Origin of the sequence: Streptomyces africanus, assembly GCF_002150735.1 — a bacterium.
Taxonomy (GTDB): domain Bacteria; phylum Actinomycetota; class Actinomycetes; order Streptomycetales; family Streptomycetaceae; genus Streptomyces; species Streptomyces africanus.
Window position 1 is genome coordinate 11,306 of sequence record NZ_MUKA01000057.1, and the last position, 16,959, is coordinate 28,264.

The 16,959-nt window shown below is 71.4% G+C and carries 12 protein-coding genes; 5 read left to right on the forward strand and 7 right to left on the reverse strand.

Annotated elements, in window-relative coordinates; genetic code table 11:
- Window positions 1-312: 312 nt before the first annotated feature.
- A complete protein-coding gene (locus tag CCL05_RS08225) occupies window positions 313-4,965 on the forward strand; it encodes an FtsK/SpoIIIE domain-containing protein (RefSeq protein WP_086559829.1) in 4,653 nt (1,550 codons plus the stop codon).
- 4 nt (window positions 4,966-4,969) lie between these two features.
- Window positions 4,970-5,635 carry a hypothetical protein gene (locus tag CCL05_RS08230; RefSeq protein ID WP_086559830.1) on the forward strand — a complete coding sequence of 222 codons (666 nt, stop codon included), beginning with the start codon at window positions 4,970-4,972 and terminating at the stop codon, window positions 5,633-5,635.
- Here the strand turns inward: CCL05_RS08230 and CCL05_RS08235 are convergent.
- Window positions 5,550-7,331, reverse strand: coding sequence for a serine/threonine-protein kinase (locus CCL05_RS08235; RefSeq protein ID WP_086559831.1), 1,782 nt, complete (start codon window positions 7,329-7,331; stop codon window positions 5,550-5,552). The two genes, CCL05_RS08230 and CCL05_RS08235, sit on opposite strands and share 86 nt — an antisense overlap.
- Before the next feature lie 92 nt (window positions 7,332-7,423).
- Complete coding sequence (locus tag CCL05_RS08240) at window positions 7,424-8,272, reverse strand: menaquinone biosynthetic enzyme MqnA/MqnD family protein (RefSeq protein ID WP_086559832.1); 849 nt, start codon at window positions 8,270-8,272, stop codon at window positions 7,424-7,426.
- Between the two features lie 321 nt (window positions 8,273-8,593).
- On the opposite strand from CCL05_RS08240, the gene CCL05_RS08245 reads away from it, so the two are divergent.
- From CCL05_RS08245 to CCL05_RS08255, 3 genes are all read left to right on the forward strand, one after another.
- Entirely contained in the window at window positions 8,594-8,797 is a 204-nt protein-coding gene (locus tag CCL05_RS08245; protein WP_003992177.1) for a cold-shock protein, read from the forward strand.
- A gap of 127 nt (window positions 8,798-8,924) precedes the next feature.
- Window positions 8,925-9,173, forward strand: a complete 249-nt coding sequence (locus CCL05_RS08250) for a glycine zipper domain-containing protein (RefSeq protein WP_086559833.1) — start codon at window positions 8,925-8,927, stop codon at window positions 9,171-9,173.
- Window positions 9,174-9,214: 41 nt separating this feature from the next.
- Complete coding sequence (locus CCL05_RS08255) at window positions 9,215-9,874, forward strand: class I SAM-dependent methyltransferase (protein WP_086559834.1); 660 nt, start codon at window positions 9,215-9,217, stop codon at window positions 9,872-9,874.
- Between the two features lie 10 nt (window positions 9,875-9,884).
- Here CCL05_RS08255 and kstD read toward each other — a convergent pair whose 3' ends face one another.
- The 5 genes from kstD to CCL05_RS08280 all read right to left on the reverse strand — a co-directional run bounded on the left by kstD (window position 9,885) and on the right by CCL05_RS08280 (window position 16,868).
- On the reverse strand, window positions 9,885-11,666 hold the full coding sequence (kstD, locus tag CCL05_RS08260) for a 3-oxosteroid 1-dehydrogenase (RefSeq protein ID WP_086559835.1): 1,782 nt from the start codon (window positions 11,664-11,666) through the stop codon (window positions 9,885-9,887).
- Between the two features lie 89 nt (window positions 11,667-11,755).
- Entirely contained in the window at window positions 11,756-12,967 is a 1,212-nt protein-coding gene (locus CCL05_RS08265; protein ID WP_086559836.1) for an MFS transporter, read from the reverse strand.
- Between the two features lie 91 nt (window positions 12,968-13,058).
- The gene (locus tag CCL05_RS08270; protein WP_086559837.1) at window positions 13,059-13,658 is read right to left on the reverse strand and encodes a TetR/AcrR family transcriptional regulator; all 600 of its coding nucleotides are present in this window, start codon (window positions 13,656-13,658) and stop codon (window positions 13,059-13,061) included.
- Between the two features lie 63 nt (window positions 13,659-13,721).
- Window positions 13,722-14,813: a sugar ABC transporter substrate-binding protein gene (locus CCL05_RS08275; protein WP_086559838.1), complete on the reverse strand. Its 1,092-nt coding sequence runs from the start codon at window positions 14,811-14,813 to the stop codon at window positions 13,722-13,724.
- 135 nt (window positions 14,814-14,948) lie between these two features.
- Window positions 14,949-16,868, reverse strand: coding sequence for an AMP-dependent synthetase/ligase (locus tag CCL05_RS08280; protein ID WP_086559839.1), 1,920 nt, complete (start codon window positions 16,866-16,868; stop codon window positions 14,949-14,951).
- Between the last annotated feature and the right edge of the window lie 91 nt (window positions 16,869-16,959).

Here is a 16,959-nt window from a genome sequence, read left to right on the forward strand (position 1 = left end):
TCCCTGTTTGCGGACTCATCGGCCTTCCGGCCGAGTTGGCGGTCGCACGTGGCAACCGGTGTGATCGTCCGCTCTTGCGTCAGCAGCTTACGGGTGTGGCCTTTGGTGCCAAACCCCGGATTGTGAACGAGCGGTCATGAAGTCGTGTACGACGTTGCCATAGGGAACGTCACGGCGCCTCCCCATTGCCCCGCCGCCGCACCGAGCGGATATCGTCCCTTACGGCTGTGACCCGTGTGACTGATGCGGACGGGACAGCCGCCACACAACCACCGCGGCCACACCGGCCCAGTGGCACGGGGAGGACTAGTCGTGCGCCTGACTCTGACCGTCGTCGACCCGTACGGCGGTGGTACCGCCGACGTGGTGCTCGATGCCGATCCTGAGTCCACCGTGGGGGACATCGCGCTGGAGCTCGCCAAGCAGGTCGGGCACAGTGGCGCGCAGATCATCCCGCTGGGACAGCACCGGCAGGTGCCGGCCAACAACGCGCCCCTCGTGTACGTGGACGGGTACGCCGTCGATCCGAACGCCACCGTCGTCGGATCGCCCCTGCGCGACGGCGCCGTCGTCAGCCTCCAGGATCCTTCCGGGTGTCTGCCCGGTGAGCCCACCGGGCTCGTCGAGCTCCGGGTCGTGGGCGGGCCCGCGGCGGGGTTCGTGCACCGGCTCGGCGTCGGGCGGTACGACATCGGCAGCGGGGCCGCCTCGTACGTCCGGATCGACGATCCCGAGGTCGACGCCCGGGCCCTGACCCTCTCCGTCGCCACCGACGGCACCTGCCAGGTCGCCGTGCACATGGACAAGGACCTCGTCACCCTCGACGGCAAGTCCCTCGCCGAGGACGAGGAAGACGACCAGGGCGAAAAGAAGAAGAGCGAGAAGAAGAGCGGCAAGAAGAAGGGGCAGGAGAAGAAAGAGGGGAAGGAGAAGGGCGGGCCCACCGACTGGCCCCTCGGGGCTCAGATCGGGATCGGCAACACCCTGCTCGAACTCACCCGGTACACGCCCCCCAACGCCGCCCTGAAGTGGTCCGACGACGGCATCGGGCTCGACTACAACCGCCCCCCGCGGCTGCGTCCGCCCGAGCGGCAGACCAGCTTCCGGCTGCCCTCGCCGCCCCGTGAGTACGAGGCCCGGCCGCTGCCCTGGCTGATGGCGCTGACGCCGCTCGTCGGTGCCGTCGTGTCGGTGCTGATCTTCCAGCGCTGGTACTACCTGATCATGGCCGGTCTGGCGCCGATCCTGCTCTTCGCGAACTACTACAACGACAAGAAGCACGGGCGTAAGTCCCACGCCAAGCAGGTCCAGGAGTACGAGGAGCAGAAGGAGCGGATCGAGAAGGACGCTCAGGACGCGCTGGTCGCGGAGCGGAACGACCGGCGGCACGCCATACCCGACCCGGCCACCGTTCTCGCCCTGGGGACCGGGCCGCGTACGCGTCTGTGGGAGCGGCGGCGGGCCGACCGCGACCATCTCCTCCTGCGGGTCGGCACGGGGCAGCTGCCCTCCGAGGTCGTGCTCGACGACCCCGAGCAGGACGACCACCGCCGCCATGTCACCTGGAAGATCGAGGACGCCCCGGTCGCGCTGCACCTGCGCACCCTCGGTGTCATCGGCATGGCCGGCCCCGGGGATTCCGCCCGTGCTCTCGGGCGGTGGGCCGTCGCGCAGGCCGCGGCGCTGCACAGCCCGATGGACGTGCAGTTCTACGTGCTGAGCGAGAACGCCGCGCAGGAGTCCTGGGACTGGGTGCGCTGGCTGCCGCACGCCCGGCCGTCCGGCGGGCAGGACGTCAACGTGCTCATCGGGACCGACGCCGAGACGGTCGGCGCCCGCATCGGCGAGCTGACGCAGATCCTCGACGCGCGCAAGAAGGCCGCCGAGCAGAACAAGTCGCAGGGTGGTACGAGCTTCAGCGACCCCGACATCGTCGTCGTGTGGGACGGGTCGCGGCGGCTGCGCTCGCTCCCCGGTGTGGTGCGGCTGCTGCGCGAGGGGCCCTCCGTGTCCATGTTCGCCATCTGCCTCGACGCCGAGGAGCGGTTCCTGCCCGGCGAGTGCCAGGCGTACGTCGTCGCCGAGCCGAAGGCCGAGGAGTACGAGCAGGCCCAGCAGGTCCAGCAACAGGCCCAGCAGGTCGCCGGTGCCTTCCCCTCCTTCCAGGCCTGGCACACCACCGACCAGCAGCCCGAACAGGCCGGCCGCACCGAGAAGTTGCGGCTGCGTGTGGAGGAGGCCGGGGCGGAGCGGCTGAAGGACGTACGGCCCGACTTCGTCTCGCCCGCCTGGTGCCTGCGGCTCGCCCGGGCGCTGTCGCCGCTGCGGGACATCAGCGGTGAGACCGAGGACTCGGCCCTGCCGGGTTCCAGCCGACTGCTGGACGTGCTGCAGCTGGAGCCGCCGACGAGTGACGCGATCGTGGCGCGGTGGCGGATGGGCGGGCAGTCGACGCTGGCCGTCATCGGCGAGTCGTACGACGGGCCGTTCGGCATCGACATCCGCAAGGACGGTCCGCACGGTCTGATCGCCGGTACGACCGGTTCGGGTAAGTCGGAGCTGCTGCAGACCATCGTGGCGGCGCTGGCCGTGGCGAACACGCCCGAGAACATGACGTTCGTGCTGGTCGACTACAAGGGTGGCGCGGCCTTCAAGGACTGTGTGCATCTGCCGCACACGGTCGGCATGGTGACCGACCTCGACGCCCATCTGGTGGAGCGGGCCCTGGAGTCGCTGGGTGCCGAGCTGCACCGGCGCGAGCACATCCTGGCGGCCGCCGACGCCAAGGACATCGAGGACTACCAGGACCTGGTGCGCCGGGACCCCTCGCACCAGCCGGTGCCCCGACTGCTCATCGTCATCGACGAGTTCGCCTCGATGGTGCGTGACCTGCCCGACTTCGTCACCGGCCTGGTCAACATCGCCCAGCGAGGGCGGTCCCTCGGTATTCACCTGCTGCTGGCGACGCAGCGGCCGTCGGGTGTCGTCTCCCCGGAGATCCGCGCCAACACCAACCTCCGTATCGCGCTGCGCGTGACGGACGGCGGCGAGTCGAGCGATGTCATCGACTCGCCCGAGGCCGGGCACATCTCCAAGAACACCCCGGGCCGTGCCTACGCCCGGCTCGGGCACGCCTCGCTGGTGCCCTTCCAGTCCGGACGCGTGGGCGGTCGTCGGCCCGGTGCCGCCGACCCTGCGGTGCTGATGCCCTGGGTGGGGCCGCTGACCTGGGAGGATCTGGGCCGGGCGGCGCTGGTCAAGCCGAAGGCCGAGGCCCGTGAGGACGAGGAGATCACCGACCTGAAGGTCCTCGTCGACACCATCCGGGACGCCAACAGCTCGCTCGGCATCCCGCCCCAGCACAGCCCGTGGCTGCCCGCCCTCGACGAGACGCTGCTGCTGGACGAGATCGAGGTGCCCGCGTTCGCCGGGGGCGCCGGCACGCTGCCGCCGGCCCCGTACGGCATCGAGGACCTGCCCGCCAGCCAGTCGCGCCGCCCGGTCGTCGTGGACTTCTCGTCCTTCGGCCATCTGATGATCGGCGGTGCCCCGCGCAGCGGCCGCTCCCAGGTGCTGCGCACCCTCGCGGGCTCCATCGCCCGCACACACTCCGTCGCCGACGTGCACCTCTACGGCATCGACTGCGGCAACGGCGCGCTCAACGCGCTGACCCGGCTGCCGCACTGCGGTGCGGTCGTCGGCCGTAACCAGACCGAGCGGGTCGTACGGCTCGTCAACCGGCTCAAGGGCGAGCTGGGCCGCCGCCAGGACCTGCTGTCGGACAAGGGCTTCGCGGACATCGGCGAGCAGCGGGCCTCGGTCTCCGAGGACGAGCGGCTGCCGCACATCGTGGTGCTGCTGGACCGCTGGGAGGGCTGGGTGCCCACGCTCGGCGAGATCGACCACGGTTCGCTCACCGACGAGTTGCAGACGATGATGCGCGAGGGCGCGAGCGTCGGCATCCACCTGGTCCTGACGGGTGACCGGACCCTGCTGGTCGGCCGTATCGCGACCCTCACGGAGGACAAGTACGGTCTGCGGCTGGCCGACCGCAGCGACTTCTCGGCGCTCGGCATCCCGGCCCGCAAGGTGCCGGAGGAGATCCCGCCGGGGCGGGCCTTCCGCAACGAGTTCGGTACGGAGACGCAGTTCGCGCTGCTCGCCGAGGACACCAGCGGCCAGGGACAGGCCGCGGCGCTGTCGGCGATCGGCGAGGCGGCCACGGCCCGCGACGCCGAAGTGCCGCGCTCGCGCCGCCCGTTCCGCGTCGACAGCCTGCCCAGCCGTATCTCCTTCCCGGAGGCCTGGGAACTGCGCGACCCGGACGCGTCCCGCTCGCGCCTGTGGGGGCTGGTCGGCATCGGCGGCGACGAGATCATCGGCTTCGGCCCCGATCTGGCCCAGGGCGTACCGGCGTTCGTCGTCGCGGGCCCGGCCAAGTCGGGCCGCTCGACGGTCCTGCTGAACTTCGCGCACTCCTTCCTGGCCCAGGGCACCCGCCTGGTCGTCGCGGCCCCGCGCCAGTCGCCGCTGCGCGGGCTCGACGGCACGGAAGGCGTCCTGAAGGTCTTCACCGGCGACGACATCGACGAGGACGAGTTCGAGGAGCTCGTCGACCAGGCGTCCCTGGAGGAGCCGATCGCCGTGCTCATCGACGACGGCGAGATCCTGGAGGACTGCGACGCCGAGAGCCAGTTGAAGAAGCTCGTCTCGCGCGGCGCCGAACGCGGCCTCGCCCTCGTCATCGCCGGTGACGAGGAGGACGTGTGCAGCGGCTTCTCCGGCTGGCAGGTCGACGCGAAGAAGGCCCGCCGCGGCATCCTGCTCTCCCCGCAGGATTCCTCCAGCGGGGACCTCATCGGCGTCCGCCTCAACCGCAGCATGGTCGGCGGCCAGGTCGCCCCCGGCAAGGGCATGCTCCACCTCGGCGACGGGGAGCTGCGCACGGTGGTCGTCCCGGGGTGAGGCGTTGAGCGGACGTTCGGCGAAGCCGAAGCGGAGGAAGGCGGCGGGGGCCGCCCTGCGGTACGAGCACCGGCCGGGCCGACCGGACGCCGATGAGGCGAAGAAGCGGGACTGGGGCTGTGCCTGGGCCTGCGTCGTGCTCCCCGGCTTCGTCGTCCTGCTGATGCCGCTGGTCCTCTTCGACATGTACTGGGGCCACGAGCTGTGGGGCGATCTCGCTCCCGCGTGGCCGGGCGGTGCGTACGCCTTCGCCGGCACGGTCGGTGCCCTCGTGCCTCTGGTGTTCATCGCCTGGGTCTGGCCGTTGGTCCTGATGGACTGGAAGAAGAGCAAGCCGCGTTCGCTGGCCTGGGCGATCGCCTCCCTGCCCGGGCTGGCCGCGGGGTACCTGGTCGCCGGGGTGATCGGCACGACCGTACGGCCCAGGCGCCGCCGCGACTGGGACTACGACTGCTACCGCGAGGGCGGCCCCTGCTGGGTGCATGTGCACTACCCGTGGCTGTGGGCCGTCGGCCTGGCCGCCACCCTTGCGGTGATCACGCTCCTCATCGGCCTGTTCGCCCGGCACGTCCGCAGATCGTCCGCTACCGCACCTTCGACATCCGAGCCTGAGGCCGGCCCGACTCCTCGCTCTCCGAGCGGTACTGGAGGTCGTCGCCCACCGGCATGAGGTGGACGGTCGTACGGGCCGGGTTGCAGCCGCCGTGGTTGGTCTTCGCGCCCACGGACGTCGCGACGAGCTCCTTCTTCGTCACCTGTTTCAGGGTCAGTACGTCGACGCAGACGCCGCCGATCTGGTCGGTCTGGCGGAGTCGGCCCAGCTCCTGGCCTACGGCGGCCCGCTCGACGGTGATCCGGAACGTGCCGAGGGGCAGCCTGCCGTCGAGGGCGCTGCCCTGGCCCTCCCAGGTGCCGAGGTACGCGGCGGGCACGGCGCCGGAAGGGGCGGGGCTCGCGGTCGCCGCGGGGGGAGAGTCGGAGCCCGCCGCGCCTGAGCCGCCCGTGTCGTCGTCGTGGGAGGTCCGGCCCGGCAGCAGGTCGAACACGAACACCGAGCCGATCGTCACGGCCGCCATCGCCCCGGCGACCGCCAGCGCCACGGTGCAGCTCAGCCTCCGCACCCGGCCGCCGCCCTCCTGCGCGGACGTAGCCGCCACGGAGACGGACACCCTGCCGGGGCGCCGGCCGGCGGACGACGGGGCGGCGGTGTCGTCCTGCGGACCGCCGTCCCGGGGCGCGGGTACGGCGGCGGGTACGGCGGCGGAGGCGGGCCCGGCCGGCGTGGGCATCACCGGCGGCGGCCCGAACACACCGGCCGAACCCCCTGCCTTCCCCGGCAGAACCCTCTCCGCCGGCGGCACACTCCCCGCCGGCGTCCCGGTATCCGCCGGCGTCACCGCCTCCGCCGCGCTCACGGACGGGCTGCTGAAACCGATCGGTCCCGACGGGCCCCCGGCCGCCCCCGGCCCCGTCGCCTCCAGGTTCAGCAACTGAACGGCGCTGCGGCTCACCTGCTCCACCAGCGCCCCCGGCAGCCACCCGCCCGCCACCAGCCGGGCCGTGCCCTCGGGTGCCAGCCGCCGGGCCACTTCGGCCGGGGCGGGCCGCGCGTCCGGGTCCTTCGCCAGGCAGGCCGCCGTGAGCTCCCGCAACGGCCCGTCCAGCCCGCCCAGTTCCGGCTCCTCGTGGACGACCTTGTAGAGCAGGGCCGCCGAGGAGTCCCCGGGGAAGGGCGGTTCGCCGGTCGCCGCGTACGTCAGGACCGCGCCGAGCGAGAAGACGTCCGCCGCGCCCGTCACGCCCTTGCCGAGGATCTGCTCGGGCGACATGTAGCCGGGCGAGCCGATCGACACGCCCGTGGAGGTCAGGGACGCCGTACCGTCCGTGGCCCGCGCGATGCCGAAGTCGATCAGCCGCGGCCCGTCGAGCGTGAGCAGCACGTTCGACGGCTTCACGTCGCGGTGCACCAGGCCCAGCTCGTGCACCGCCGCCAGCGCCTCGGCCAGCCCCGCCCCCAGCACCCGCACGGTGTGGGCGGGCAGCGCTCCGCCCTCGGTGACCGCGGCCGACAGCGAGGGGCCCGCCGCGAACGCCGTCGCCACCCACGGCACCCGCGCGTCCGGGTCCGCGTCCAGGACGGGTGCCGTCCAGGCGCCGCCCACCCGGCGCGCGGCCTCGACCTCGCGGCGGAAGCGGGCCCGGAACTCCTCGTCCAGCGCGAAGTGCGGATGGACGATCTTCACCGCGACCGTGCGGCCGCCGGCACTGCGGCCCAGATAGACCCGGCCCATGCCGCCGGAGCCCAGCCGGCCGAGCAGCCGGTAGGGCCCCACAACGGCGGGTTCGTCGACTTCGAGCGGCCGCATGGCGTCACCCCTCCCCCGTAGGCGCCCGCAGGCCCTCGCCGGACCCCGTACGCGCGCACTCCCAGCAGAGTAGTGCGGGAGCGCGGGCTCGCTCACGGCTGGAGCAGGTCCACCTTCACGTCCGCGGGGAAGCCGGTCGTCGGGCCGACCCGGCGGGCGAACTCGGCGACGGCATCCAGCTGCGGGCCGCCGAAGCGGAAGTCGAGGGTCGTGAAGTAGCGGGCGAGGGTCTCCTCGTCGAAGGCCTCCCAGCGGGCGGCCTGCTCGGCGACCTTGCCGACCTCCTCCAGGGAGAGGTTGCGGGAGTCGAGGAAGGCCTCGTGCACCTTGCGTGTGATGACCGGCTCGCGCTCCGCGTAGTCGCGGCGCGCCGCCCAGACCGCGAAGACGAACGGCAGGCCCGTCCACTCCTTCCACAGCGCGCCGAGGTCGTACACGTCCAGGCCGAAGCGCGGCCCGTCGAGCATGTTCGCGCGCAGGGCCGCGTCGCCGATGAGGACGGCGGCCTCGGCCTCCTGCATCATCAGGCTGAGGTCGGGCGGGCACGTGTAGTAGTCCGGCTGGACGCCGTAGCGCTCGGCGAGGAGCAGCTGGGCGAGGCGGACGGAGGTGCGGGAGGTCGAGCCGAGGGCGACGCGGGCGCCGTCCAGCCGGTCCAACGGGACCTGCGAGACGATCACGCAGGACATGACCGGGCCGTCGCAGCCGACGGCGATGTCGGGGAAGGCGACGAGGTCGTCGGCGTTCTTGAGGAACTCGACCAGGGTGATCGGACCGATGTCGAGATCGCCCTGCACCAGCTTCTCGCTGAGCTTCTCCGGGGTGTCCTTGGTGAGCTCGAAGTCGAGGAGCGTGCCCGTTCTGGCGAGCCCCCAGTACAGGGGCAGGCAGTTCAGGAACTGGATGTGGCCGACGCGCGGCCGGGTGCGAGGATTGTCCACATCGTGAGGCTAGCCCTCATGGCGTACGGGGCCGCGCCCGGCCCCGCCGTGGGCCCGGGAGGGGCGGCCGGAGCCTTCACCGCCAGTTGGCGGTACCGGTTCAAACATTCGGGTGACGTGATCTTGACCCCTATTGCATTCCGGGGCCTGCGTGCTAGGCTCGTCGCAAGTTGCAGTTTGGTTTCCCTTGCAGTACAGAGCCTGCGGAGCATGTGACCGCGGGCTCTCGTCATTCTCAGACGTATGCAGTTGTGCAGAATTCAAATCTTCACACTTGCTGGTTCTGGAGCAGGGCAACCCTTTTGGGCCCAAGGAGGGCTTATGGCTACCGGAACCGTGAAGTGGTTCAACGCCGAAAAGGGCTTTGGTTTCATCGCCCAGGAGGGCGGCGGCCCCGACGTCTTCGTCCACTACTCCGCGATCAACGCGAGCGGCTTCCGCTCTCTCGAGGAGAACCAGCAGGTGTCTTTCGACGTCACGCAGGGCCCGAAGGGCCCGCAGGCTGAGAACGTCACGCCGGTCTGATCAGTAGTACCCAAGGAGCCCCGCGCCGTCAGGCGGCGGGGCTCCTGCCTTTTGTTCGCCGTTGCCCTTCCGTGAATTTCCGGCGAATTCTGGCCCCTGATCCTGTGGCCCCTGAGAGGATGCCCGGATGCACAGCGACCCAGCCCCGGAGAACGACGGGGAAGGCAGCGGCACCCCCGCAGACAAGCGCCTGGCCTTGGGCCTGTCCCTCGGCCTGTCCCTCGGCACGGCGACAGGACTCGTCCTCGGCCTGACCGTCTTCGACAACATCGGCCTCGGCCTGGCCCTCGGTCTCGGCTTGGGCACGGCGATCGGCGCGGGGGCGGGCCGCGCAGCGCGGCGGACGCACGAGGACCGGGGAGACGGGACGCCGTAGAAGCCCCCTGCGGTGTCAGTGCCCCGCCATAGGGTCGGAGGATGACTGACCTCGACTTTGTGGACGAGACCCGGGTCTTCTACGACACCGTGGCGGAGGACTACGCCGTCCGCTTCAGCGAGCCGCCCGTGGCGATGCCGTTGGACCTGGGGCTGCTGTACGGCTTCGCGGAGCTCGTGGGTGAGGGGGGCGAGGTCGCCGACCTGGGGTGCGGGCCCGGGCGGGTGACCGCGTATCTGGCGTCGCGGGGGCTGTCCGTGTTCGGGCTTGACCTGTCGGAGTCGATGCTCGCGATCGCCCGGCGCGAGCATCCCGGTCTGCGGTTCGAGCAGGGGTCGATGCTGGAGCTGGACCTGGCCGACGCCTCGCTCGACGGTGTCGTGTCCTGGTACTCGACCATCCACACCCCGCTCGACCGGCTGCCGGACGTCTTCGCCGAGTTCTTCCGGGTCCTGCGGCCCTCAGGACATCTGCTCCTCGGCTTCCAGGCCGGTGACGAACCCCGCCACTACGAGGAGGCCTTCGGGCACCGGGTGGCGCTGACCTTCCGGCGGCGGCAGCCGGAGCGGATCGCCGCCCTGCTGGAAGCCGCCGGTTTCGTCGTGCGCTCCCGGACCGTCCGGGAGCCCGACGAGGAACTCGGGGAGCCGGTCCGCCAGGCGTGCCTGATCGCCCGCAAGCCCCCCGAGCCGGTGTCCTAGCGGTACCCGCCTACAGCACCCCCGCGATGTCCCTCGCCGCGATGTACCCGAACGTCATCGCCGGCCCGATCGTCGAGCCGGCGCCCGCGTAACTGTGGCCCATCACCGCCGCGCTGGCGTTGCCCGCCGCGTACAGGCCCGGGATCACCGAGCCGTCGGGGCGCAGGACGCGGGCGCGGGCGTCCGTCCGCATGCCGCCCTTCGTGCCCAGGTCGCCGGGGACGATGCGGAAGGCGTGGAAGGGAGGCAGCCAGAGGGGCGCCAGGCAGGGGTTGGGGAGGACCGACGGGTCCGTGTAGTAGTGGTCGTAGGCGCTGTCGCCCCGGTGGAAGTCGGGGTCCTCGCCCCGGAGTGCCAGGGAGTTGAAACGGTCGACGGTCGTGCGCAGGGCCGCCGCCGGGACGCCGATCGACGTGGCCAGGGCGTCCAGGGTCCAGGCCTTGTGCGCGGCGCCCGAGTCGTACCAGGCGTCGGGCAGGGGCAGGGCCGGCAGGACGTCCTTGAAGAGGTACCGGTTGCGGTAGTTCTGGTCGACGATCAGCCAGGACGGGATGGCCGGGTCGGTGTCGTGGACGTCGTACATGGTGTGGACGACGTCGCTGTAGGGCGCGGCCTCGTTGACGAAGCGCCGGCCCGATCCGTTCACCAGGAGCCCGCCGGGGAGGGTGCGTTCGGCGAGGCAGAAGTACGGCCGGCCCGGGACCGGGATCGCCGGGCCCCACCACGCGTCGTCCATCAGGTCGAGCGCCGCGCCGAGCCGCTCCCCCGCCCGGATGCCGTCGCCGGTGTTCTCCTTGGCGCCGACCGTCCACTCCGTGCCGATGGGTTGGCGCTGGTAGCGGTCGCGCATCGCCGCGTTGTGCTCGAAGCCGCCGGAGCCGACGATCACGCCGCGGCGGGCGCGGATCAGGCCCGGGTTGCCGTCGCGGGTGACGACGGCTCCGGTGACCCTGCCGTTCTCGACGTGCAGGTCGCTCAGGGGCGTGTTCAGCCATACCGGAACGCCTGCGGAACGCAGTCCGGCTCGCAGGCCCGCCGCCAGCGCCTGGCCCATCGTCAGGGGTTTCTGGCCGAGCGCCGCGGCCTTCGTGCCGCGGGCCAGGCACTGGGCGGCGACGGCGGCGCCCCGGGAGTTCACGGCGGCGAGAGACAGCCACTTGTAGTCGGCGCCGAAGACCACCAGGCCGGCGGGGACGTCCAGGTAGGGCGGGTTCAGCCGGGCCAGTTCGGCGCCGAGGAGCGTGCCGTCGAGCTGGTCGGGCTCGATGGAGCGGCCGTTCGGCAGGCCGCCGGGCAGCTCGGGGTAGTAGTCGCTGTAGCCCTCCATCCAGCGGAAGCGCAGGGGGCTGTGGGCCATGACGTAGGAGATCGTCGCCGGGCCGTGGGCGAGGAAGGCGCGCTGCCGGTCGGCGGGGACCTCCGGGCCGACGACGGCGGCGAGGTAGGCGGCGGCCTTGGCCGGGGTGTCGGGGACGCCGGCCGCGAGGATCACCGGGTTGTTCGGGATCCAGATCCCGGCACCGGAGCGGGCGGTCGAGCCGCCGAAGGTCGGGGCCTTCTCCACGACGACGCAGCTCAGGCCCTGCCCGGCGGCGGTCAGCGCGGCGGTCATGCCGGCCGCGCCGGAGCCGATGACGACGACGTCGTATGTGCCGAGCGGGGGTAAGTCGGCCGCGTGGGCGCCGTGTTGCACTCCGGCGGCGACCGCGAGGCCGGCACCCGCGGCACCGGCCAGCACGCGTCTTCGGGACGGCGGCCCGGCAGTCCCGACGGAGTTCGTGCTCTTGGTCATGGCCACTCCAGCCCGAAGAGGAACGCGAAGGGGTGGGGAATGTCGCGCGAGAGCCTTGCGAAGTCAAGAGCCGTGCAGGCGGGGCGAGTTCAGATCCGCTCCCGGGAGGGGGAGCCTGCGCGGGCCGGACGCCGGGCGGGGCGAGCCGCCTCCGAGGGCGTTCCCCGCCGCCCGGGGATGAGCTCGGGCAGCAGGGTCGTCAACCCGAGGACCGCCATGGCGGCACCGAGCCAGAGGGTGGCCCGCAGGCCCCAGGTGTCGATGGCGACGGCGCCGAGCGAGGAGCCGAGGATGACACCGAGGGTGATGAAGGAGGAGTGGACGGTGTTGACCAGGGGGCCGGCGTTGCCGGTCCGCTGGACGCGGGTGACCATCGCCGGGTTCATGGTGACGCCGACCAGCCCGATGCCCAGCATGCAGACGACGGCGGGTGCGGGCATGTCGGCGAGGAGTGCGAACCCGGCGAGGAACAGCGCGTTGAGCAGCAGGCCGACAGCGAGGACGGGCACGGTCCGCCGGTCGGCGAGGCGGCCGACGACGGTGTTGCCGAGAACAGTGGTGGCGCCGTAGGCGATCAGAAGGGCGGGGACGGTTCCGGTGGAGAAGCCGGTGACCTCGGTGAGGATGGGGTTGAAGTAGCTGAAGGCGGAGAACGTCGCGCCGATGATCAGCGTGCTGGTGGGGAGGACCAGCCAGAGCTTCGGGTTGCGGAAGACGCCGAGTTCCTCGCGGAGTGAGCCGTCGCTTCCCGCCCGCTGAAGAGGGGGGACACCGGCGCGGGTCACGGCCGCGGCGACGAGTGCCAGCGCCGAGATCACCCAGAACGCCGCGCGCCAGCCGAACCGTTCACCGACCAGGGTGGACAGCGGCAGTCCGAGCAGCGTGCCGAGCATCAGCCCGTTCATGACGACCGCGATCGCCCGGCCGCGCACCTCCGGGCGGGTGAGCTGCACGCACAGCGAGACGGCGACACCGAAGAAGGCCTGGGAGGCCACGCCGGTGATGACGCGGGCGGTTGTCATCACGGCGTAGCCGGGTGCGGTCGCGGCCAGGACGTTGCCCGCGAGGAAGACGGCGAACAGCATCAGCAGCGCCGTACGTGGGGGGAGTTTGGCCACCGCCATGGTCAGGAACGGGCCGCCGGCCGCCATGGCCACGGCGAAGGCGGTGATCAGGTACCCGATCTGCGGGACGGTGACGTGCAGCCCCTCCGCCATCTGCGGCATCAGCCCGGCGACCACGAACTCGCTGGTCACCATGGCGAAGATGCCGAACGCCAGGATGTATACGGCACGGGGCACGGTGGGGCTCCTTGTCTTCGGCTGCTTGTTTTGTATTGGTCGGTTCAAAACCTGGGCACGCGAAAGCCCGAGGGCCGCGAAGGCGCCGGGTTCAGGGGGTCAGCGCGTCCATCGCGGTCTCGGCGATCGCCGCCAACTCGGCTGGGCCCGCGCCGCCCTGACTGGAGACGCGCAGACCGGCGACCGTGGCGTTGAGGAAACGGGCCAGTGCCTCCGGGTCGCGCGAGGAGGTGATGCTGCCGTCGCGCCGGCCGGCTTCCATCACGGCCCGGTAGGCGGCCAGGCGTCGGACGGTGTCACGCTCCAGCAGCGCGGCCGCCGCGGGGTCGCGTCCGGCCAGCTCCACGACGGTGTTGACCCCCAGACAGCCGAGGGCGCGCCCGGAGCCCTCGCGGCACTCCGCCTCGCCCTCGACCACCAGGGCGAGCAGTGCGCGCACCCGGTCGGCGGCCGGCCGCTCCATGTCGTCCAGGACGGCCGTCTGCGTCACCGTCATCGTGTCCAGGTAGCGGGCGAGGGCCCGCTCGAACAGCGCGTGCTTGCTCTGGAAGGTGTTGTAGATGCTGCTGCGCCCCAGACCGGTGGCGTCGCACAGGTCCTGAGTGGAGGTGGCCTCGTAGCCACGCTCCCAGAACACGCGCACCGCCGCGTCCAGGGCCCGCTCCTCGTCGAACATCCTCGGCCGGGCCATGGCAGCACGCTAACAGTTTTGAACTGAAGGTTCCAATACGGGTTCCAAGGCTCTCGGGCCGGCCTAGTCGAGGCCGATCGCCGCGCAGTCCGCCTTGTACTTCGCCGTGCAGATGTCCTTCACGGTGTAGACCCCGTCCGTGATCACCGTGTCCTTGATGTTGTCCTTGGTGAGGGCGACCACCGGCACCAGCATCGCCGGGATGTTCTTCTGCGTGGGGCTGTCGACCGTGTCCCGGGTCAGCGCGGCGAACTCGATCGAGCGCCCCTGGATCTTGGCGACGGCGATCTTCGCGGCGTTCGTCGCCTCCAGCAGGAACGACTTGTACACGGTCATGTACTGCTCCCCCGACACGATCCGCTGGACCGCGTCCAGGTTGGCGTCCTGCCCGGTCACCGGCGGGATCTTCGTCGCGCCCGCCTCCTCCAGCGCCTCGATGACGGCGCCCGCCATGCCGTCGTTGGCGGAGTAGACGGCGGCGATGTCGTCCAGCCCGACGCTCTGGATCGCCTTCTTCATGTGGGCCTTGGCGATCGAGGGCTTCCACTCCTTGGTGTCGTACTGCTGGACGATGTCGACCTGCCCCTGGAGCTCGCTGAGCGCGCCGTCCTTGAAGCGTGCCGTGTTCGGGTCGGCGGGGTCGCCGTTCATCATGACGACCTTGCTCGTCTTGGCCTTGTCACCGAGCTCCCCGACGATGGCGCGGCCCTGCACCTGCCCGACGAGTTCGTTGTCGTGGGAGACGTACGCGTCGATCGGGCCCTCGGCGAGCCGGTCGTAGGCGATGACCGGGATGCCGGCGTCCTTGGCCTTCTGCACATCCGGGGCGATCGTCTTGGAGTTCAGCGCGTCCACCAGTATGACGTCGACCTTGTCGTCGATCATCTTCCGGAACTGCTCGCTCTGTCTGGACACGCTCGCCTCGGCGTTGGCGTACTCGACCTTGCCCTGGTTCTCGGTGAGGGAGGCGACCTCCTTCTTGATCAGGGGGTAGTCGAACTTCTCGAAGCGTGCCGTGTCCCGGTCGGGCAGCAGCAGGCCCACCGTGATGTCGTTGCCCTTCTTCACGCCCGCGGAGTCGTCGCTCCCGCCGCCGCAGGCGGTCAGGGACAGGGCCGACACGGTGACCGCCAGGGCTATGGAGAGGGGACGCACAGCGGGCCGAGGGGTGGTACGCGCTTTCACTGGTGGTGCCTTCCGATGGGGGAGCATCGCGACGCGGTGCAGAAAGCCAACGGGCAGACGCCTTGCGACGTCAAGAACCCCATGTGAAGAGATCGCAAAGGTGCCTCACCGCGTGTACAGACCCTCTACTTCTGCCGCGAAGGCGCGCATCACCGCCCCGCGGCGCAGCTTCATCGACGGGGTCAGATGGCCCGCCTCCTCGGTGAAGTCCTCCGGGAGGATCGCGAAGCGGCGGATGGACTCCGGGCGGGAGACCATCTTGTTGGCCTCGTCGATCGCGCGCTGGAGGACGGCGCGGAGCTCCTCGTCGTCGACGAGGAGTGTGGGCGGTACGGGGTGTTTGCCGTTCATCTGGCGCCAGTGGGTGATGCCGTCCGGGTCCAGGGTGATCAGGGCGGAGACGAAGGGGCGGCCGTCGCCCACGACCATGCACTGGGAGATCAGCGGGTGGGAGCGCAGCCAGTTCTCCAGGGGCGCCGGGGCGACGCTCTTGCCGCCCGCGGTGATCAGCAGTTCCTTCTTGCGGCCGGTGATCGTCAGATAACCCTCGTCGTCCAGTTCGCCGATGTCGCCGGTGGCGAGCCAGCCGTCCGGGGCGGCGGGGACGACGCCGCCGGCCTGGGGGTCCCAGTAGCCGCGCAGGACGTGGTCGCCGGCGAGGAGGATCTCGCCGTCGGAGGCGATCCGGACGCGGGTGCCGGGCAGGGGCCAGCCGACCGTGCCCAGGCGGGGTTTCAGGGGCGGGGTGACGGTCGACGCGCCCGTGGTCTCCGTCAGGCCGTAGCCCTCGAAGATCTCGATGCCGGCTCCGGCGTAGAACGCGGCGAGGCGGCGGCCCAGGGGAGAGCCGCCGCAGATGGCGTAACGGACCCTGCCGCCCATGGCGTTGCGGATCCGGCGGTAGACGAGGGGGTCGTAGAAGACGCGGGCGGTCCTCAGGGCGCGGGTGGGGCCGGGGCCGGTGCCGGTCTGCCGGGCCTCCATCGCCTCGCCGTAGCGGCGCGCCACCGCCACCGCGCGGTCGAACGACGTCACCCGGCCGCCCGCCTCGGCCTTGGCGCGGGCCGCGTTGAAGACCTTCTCCAGCATGTACGGGATGGCGAGCAGACAGGTCGGCCGGAAGCTCGCCAGGTCCGGGAGCAGGTTCTCCGCCTTGATGCTGGGCGCGTGGCCCAGCCGTACGCGGGCGCGGATACAGGCGATCGCCACCATGCGCCCGAAGACGTGGGACATGGGCAGGAACAGCAGGACCGAGGCCTCTTCGCTGGTCTTGGCCCGGAAGACGGGGTAGAGCAGCTCGATGGCGTTGTCGACCTCGGCGAAGAAGTTGCCGTGGGTGAGCGCGCAGCCCTTGGGGCGGCCCGTGGTGCCGGAGGTGTAGACGAGGGTGGCGAGGGTGTCGGGCCCCAGCATGCCCCGCCGCACCTCGACCTCCTGGTCGGTCAGGTGCGCCCCGGCTTCGGCCAGCCGGTCGATGTGGCCCTTCTCCACGACCCACATGTGCCTCAGGTCGGGCAGGCGTTCGCGCTCCGGGCCGAGGGCTGCGGCCTGCCCGGCGAACTCGGTCACGAGGGCGACCGCGCCGGAGTCCTGGAGGATCCAGCGGGCCTGGAAGACGGACGACGTAGGATAGATGGGGACGGTGACCAGACCGGCCGCCCAGGCCGCGAAGTCCAGGACGGTCCACTCGTAGATCGTGCGGGCCATCACCGCGATCCGGTCGCCGGGCATCAGCCCTTCGGCGATCAGCCCCTTCGCCACGGCCAGCACCTGCTCGGCGAACCGGGCCGCCGTGACGTCGCTCCAGCGCCCGTCGGCGTCCTTGCGGCTGAGCGCCACGGCGTCCGGGCCGCCGCTCGCGTTGTCGAACGGCAGGTCGGCGAGCGACCCGTGGGTCCACGGCGGCGCCAGCGGCGGTACGGACGCCTCCCGCACGACCCCGTCCAGCCGCCGCGTCTCGGGTGCGACCAGGACCGGTCCGCCGTAGATGTCGCCGTAGGCGGAGGAGGGATGGGCAGTGGACACGGGCGGCTCCTGGGGCGCGCAGCGAAGGAACTGCTTGCTGCATGACGTACGTGCCTCGCACGCCGAGGCGCTCAACCGGCTGAACCCCCCA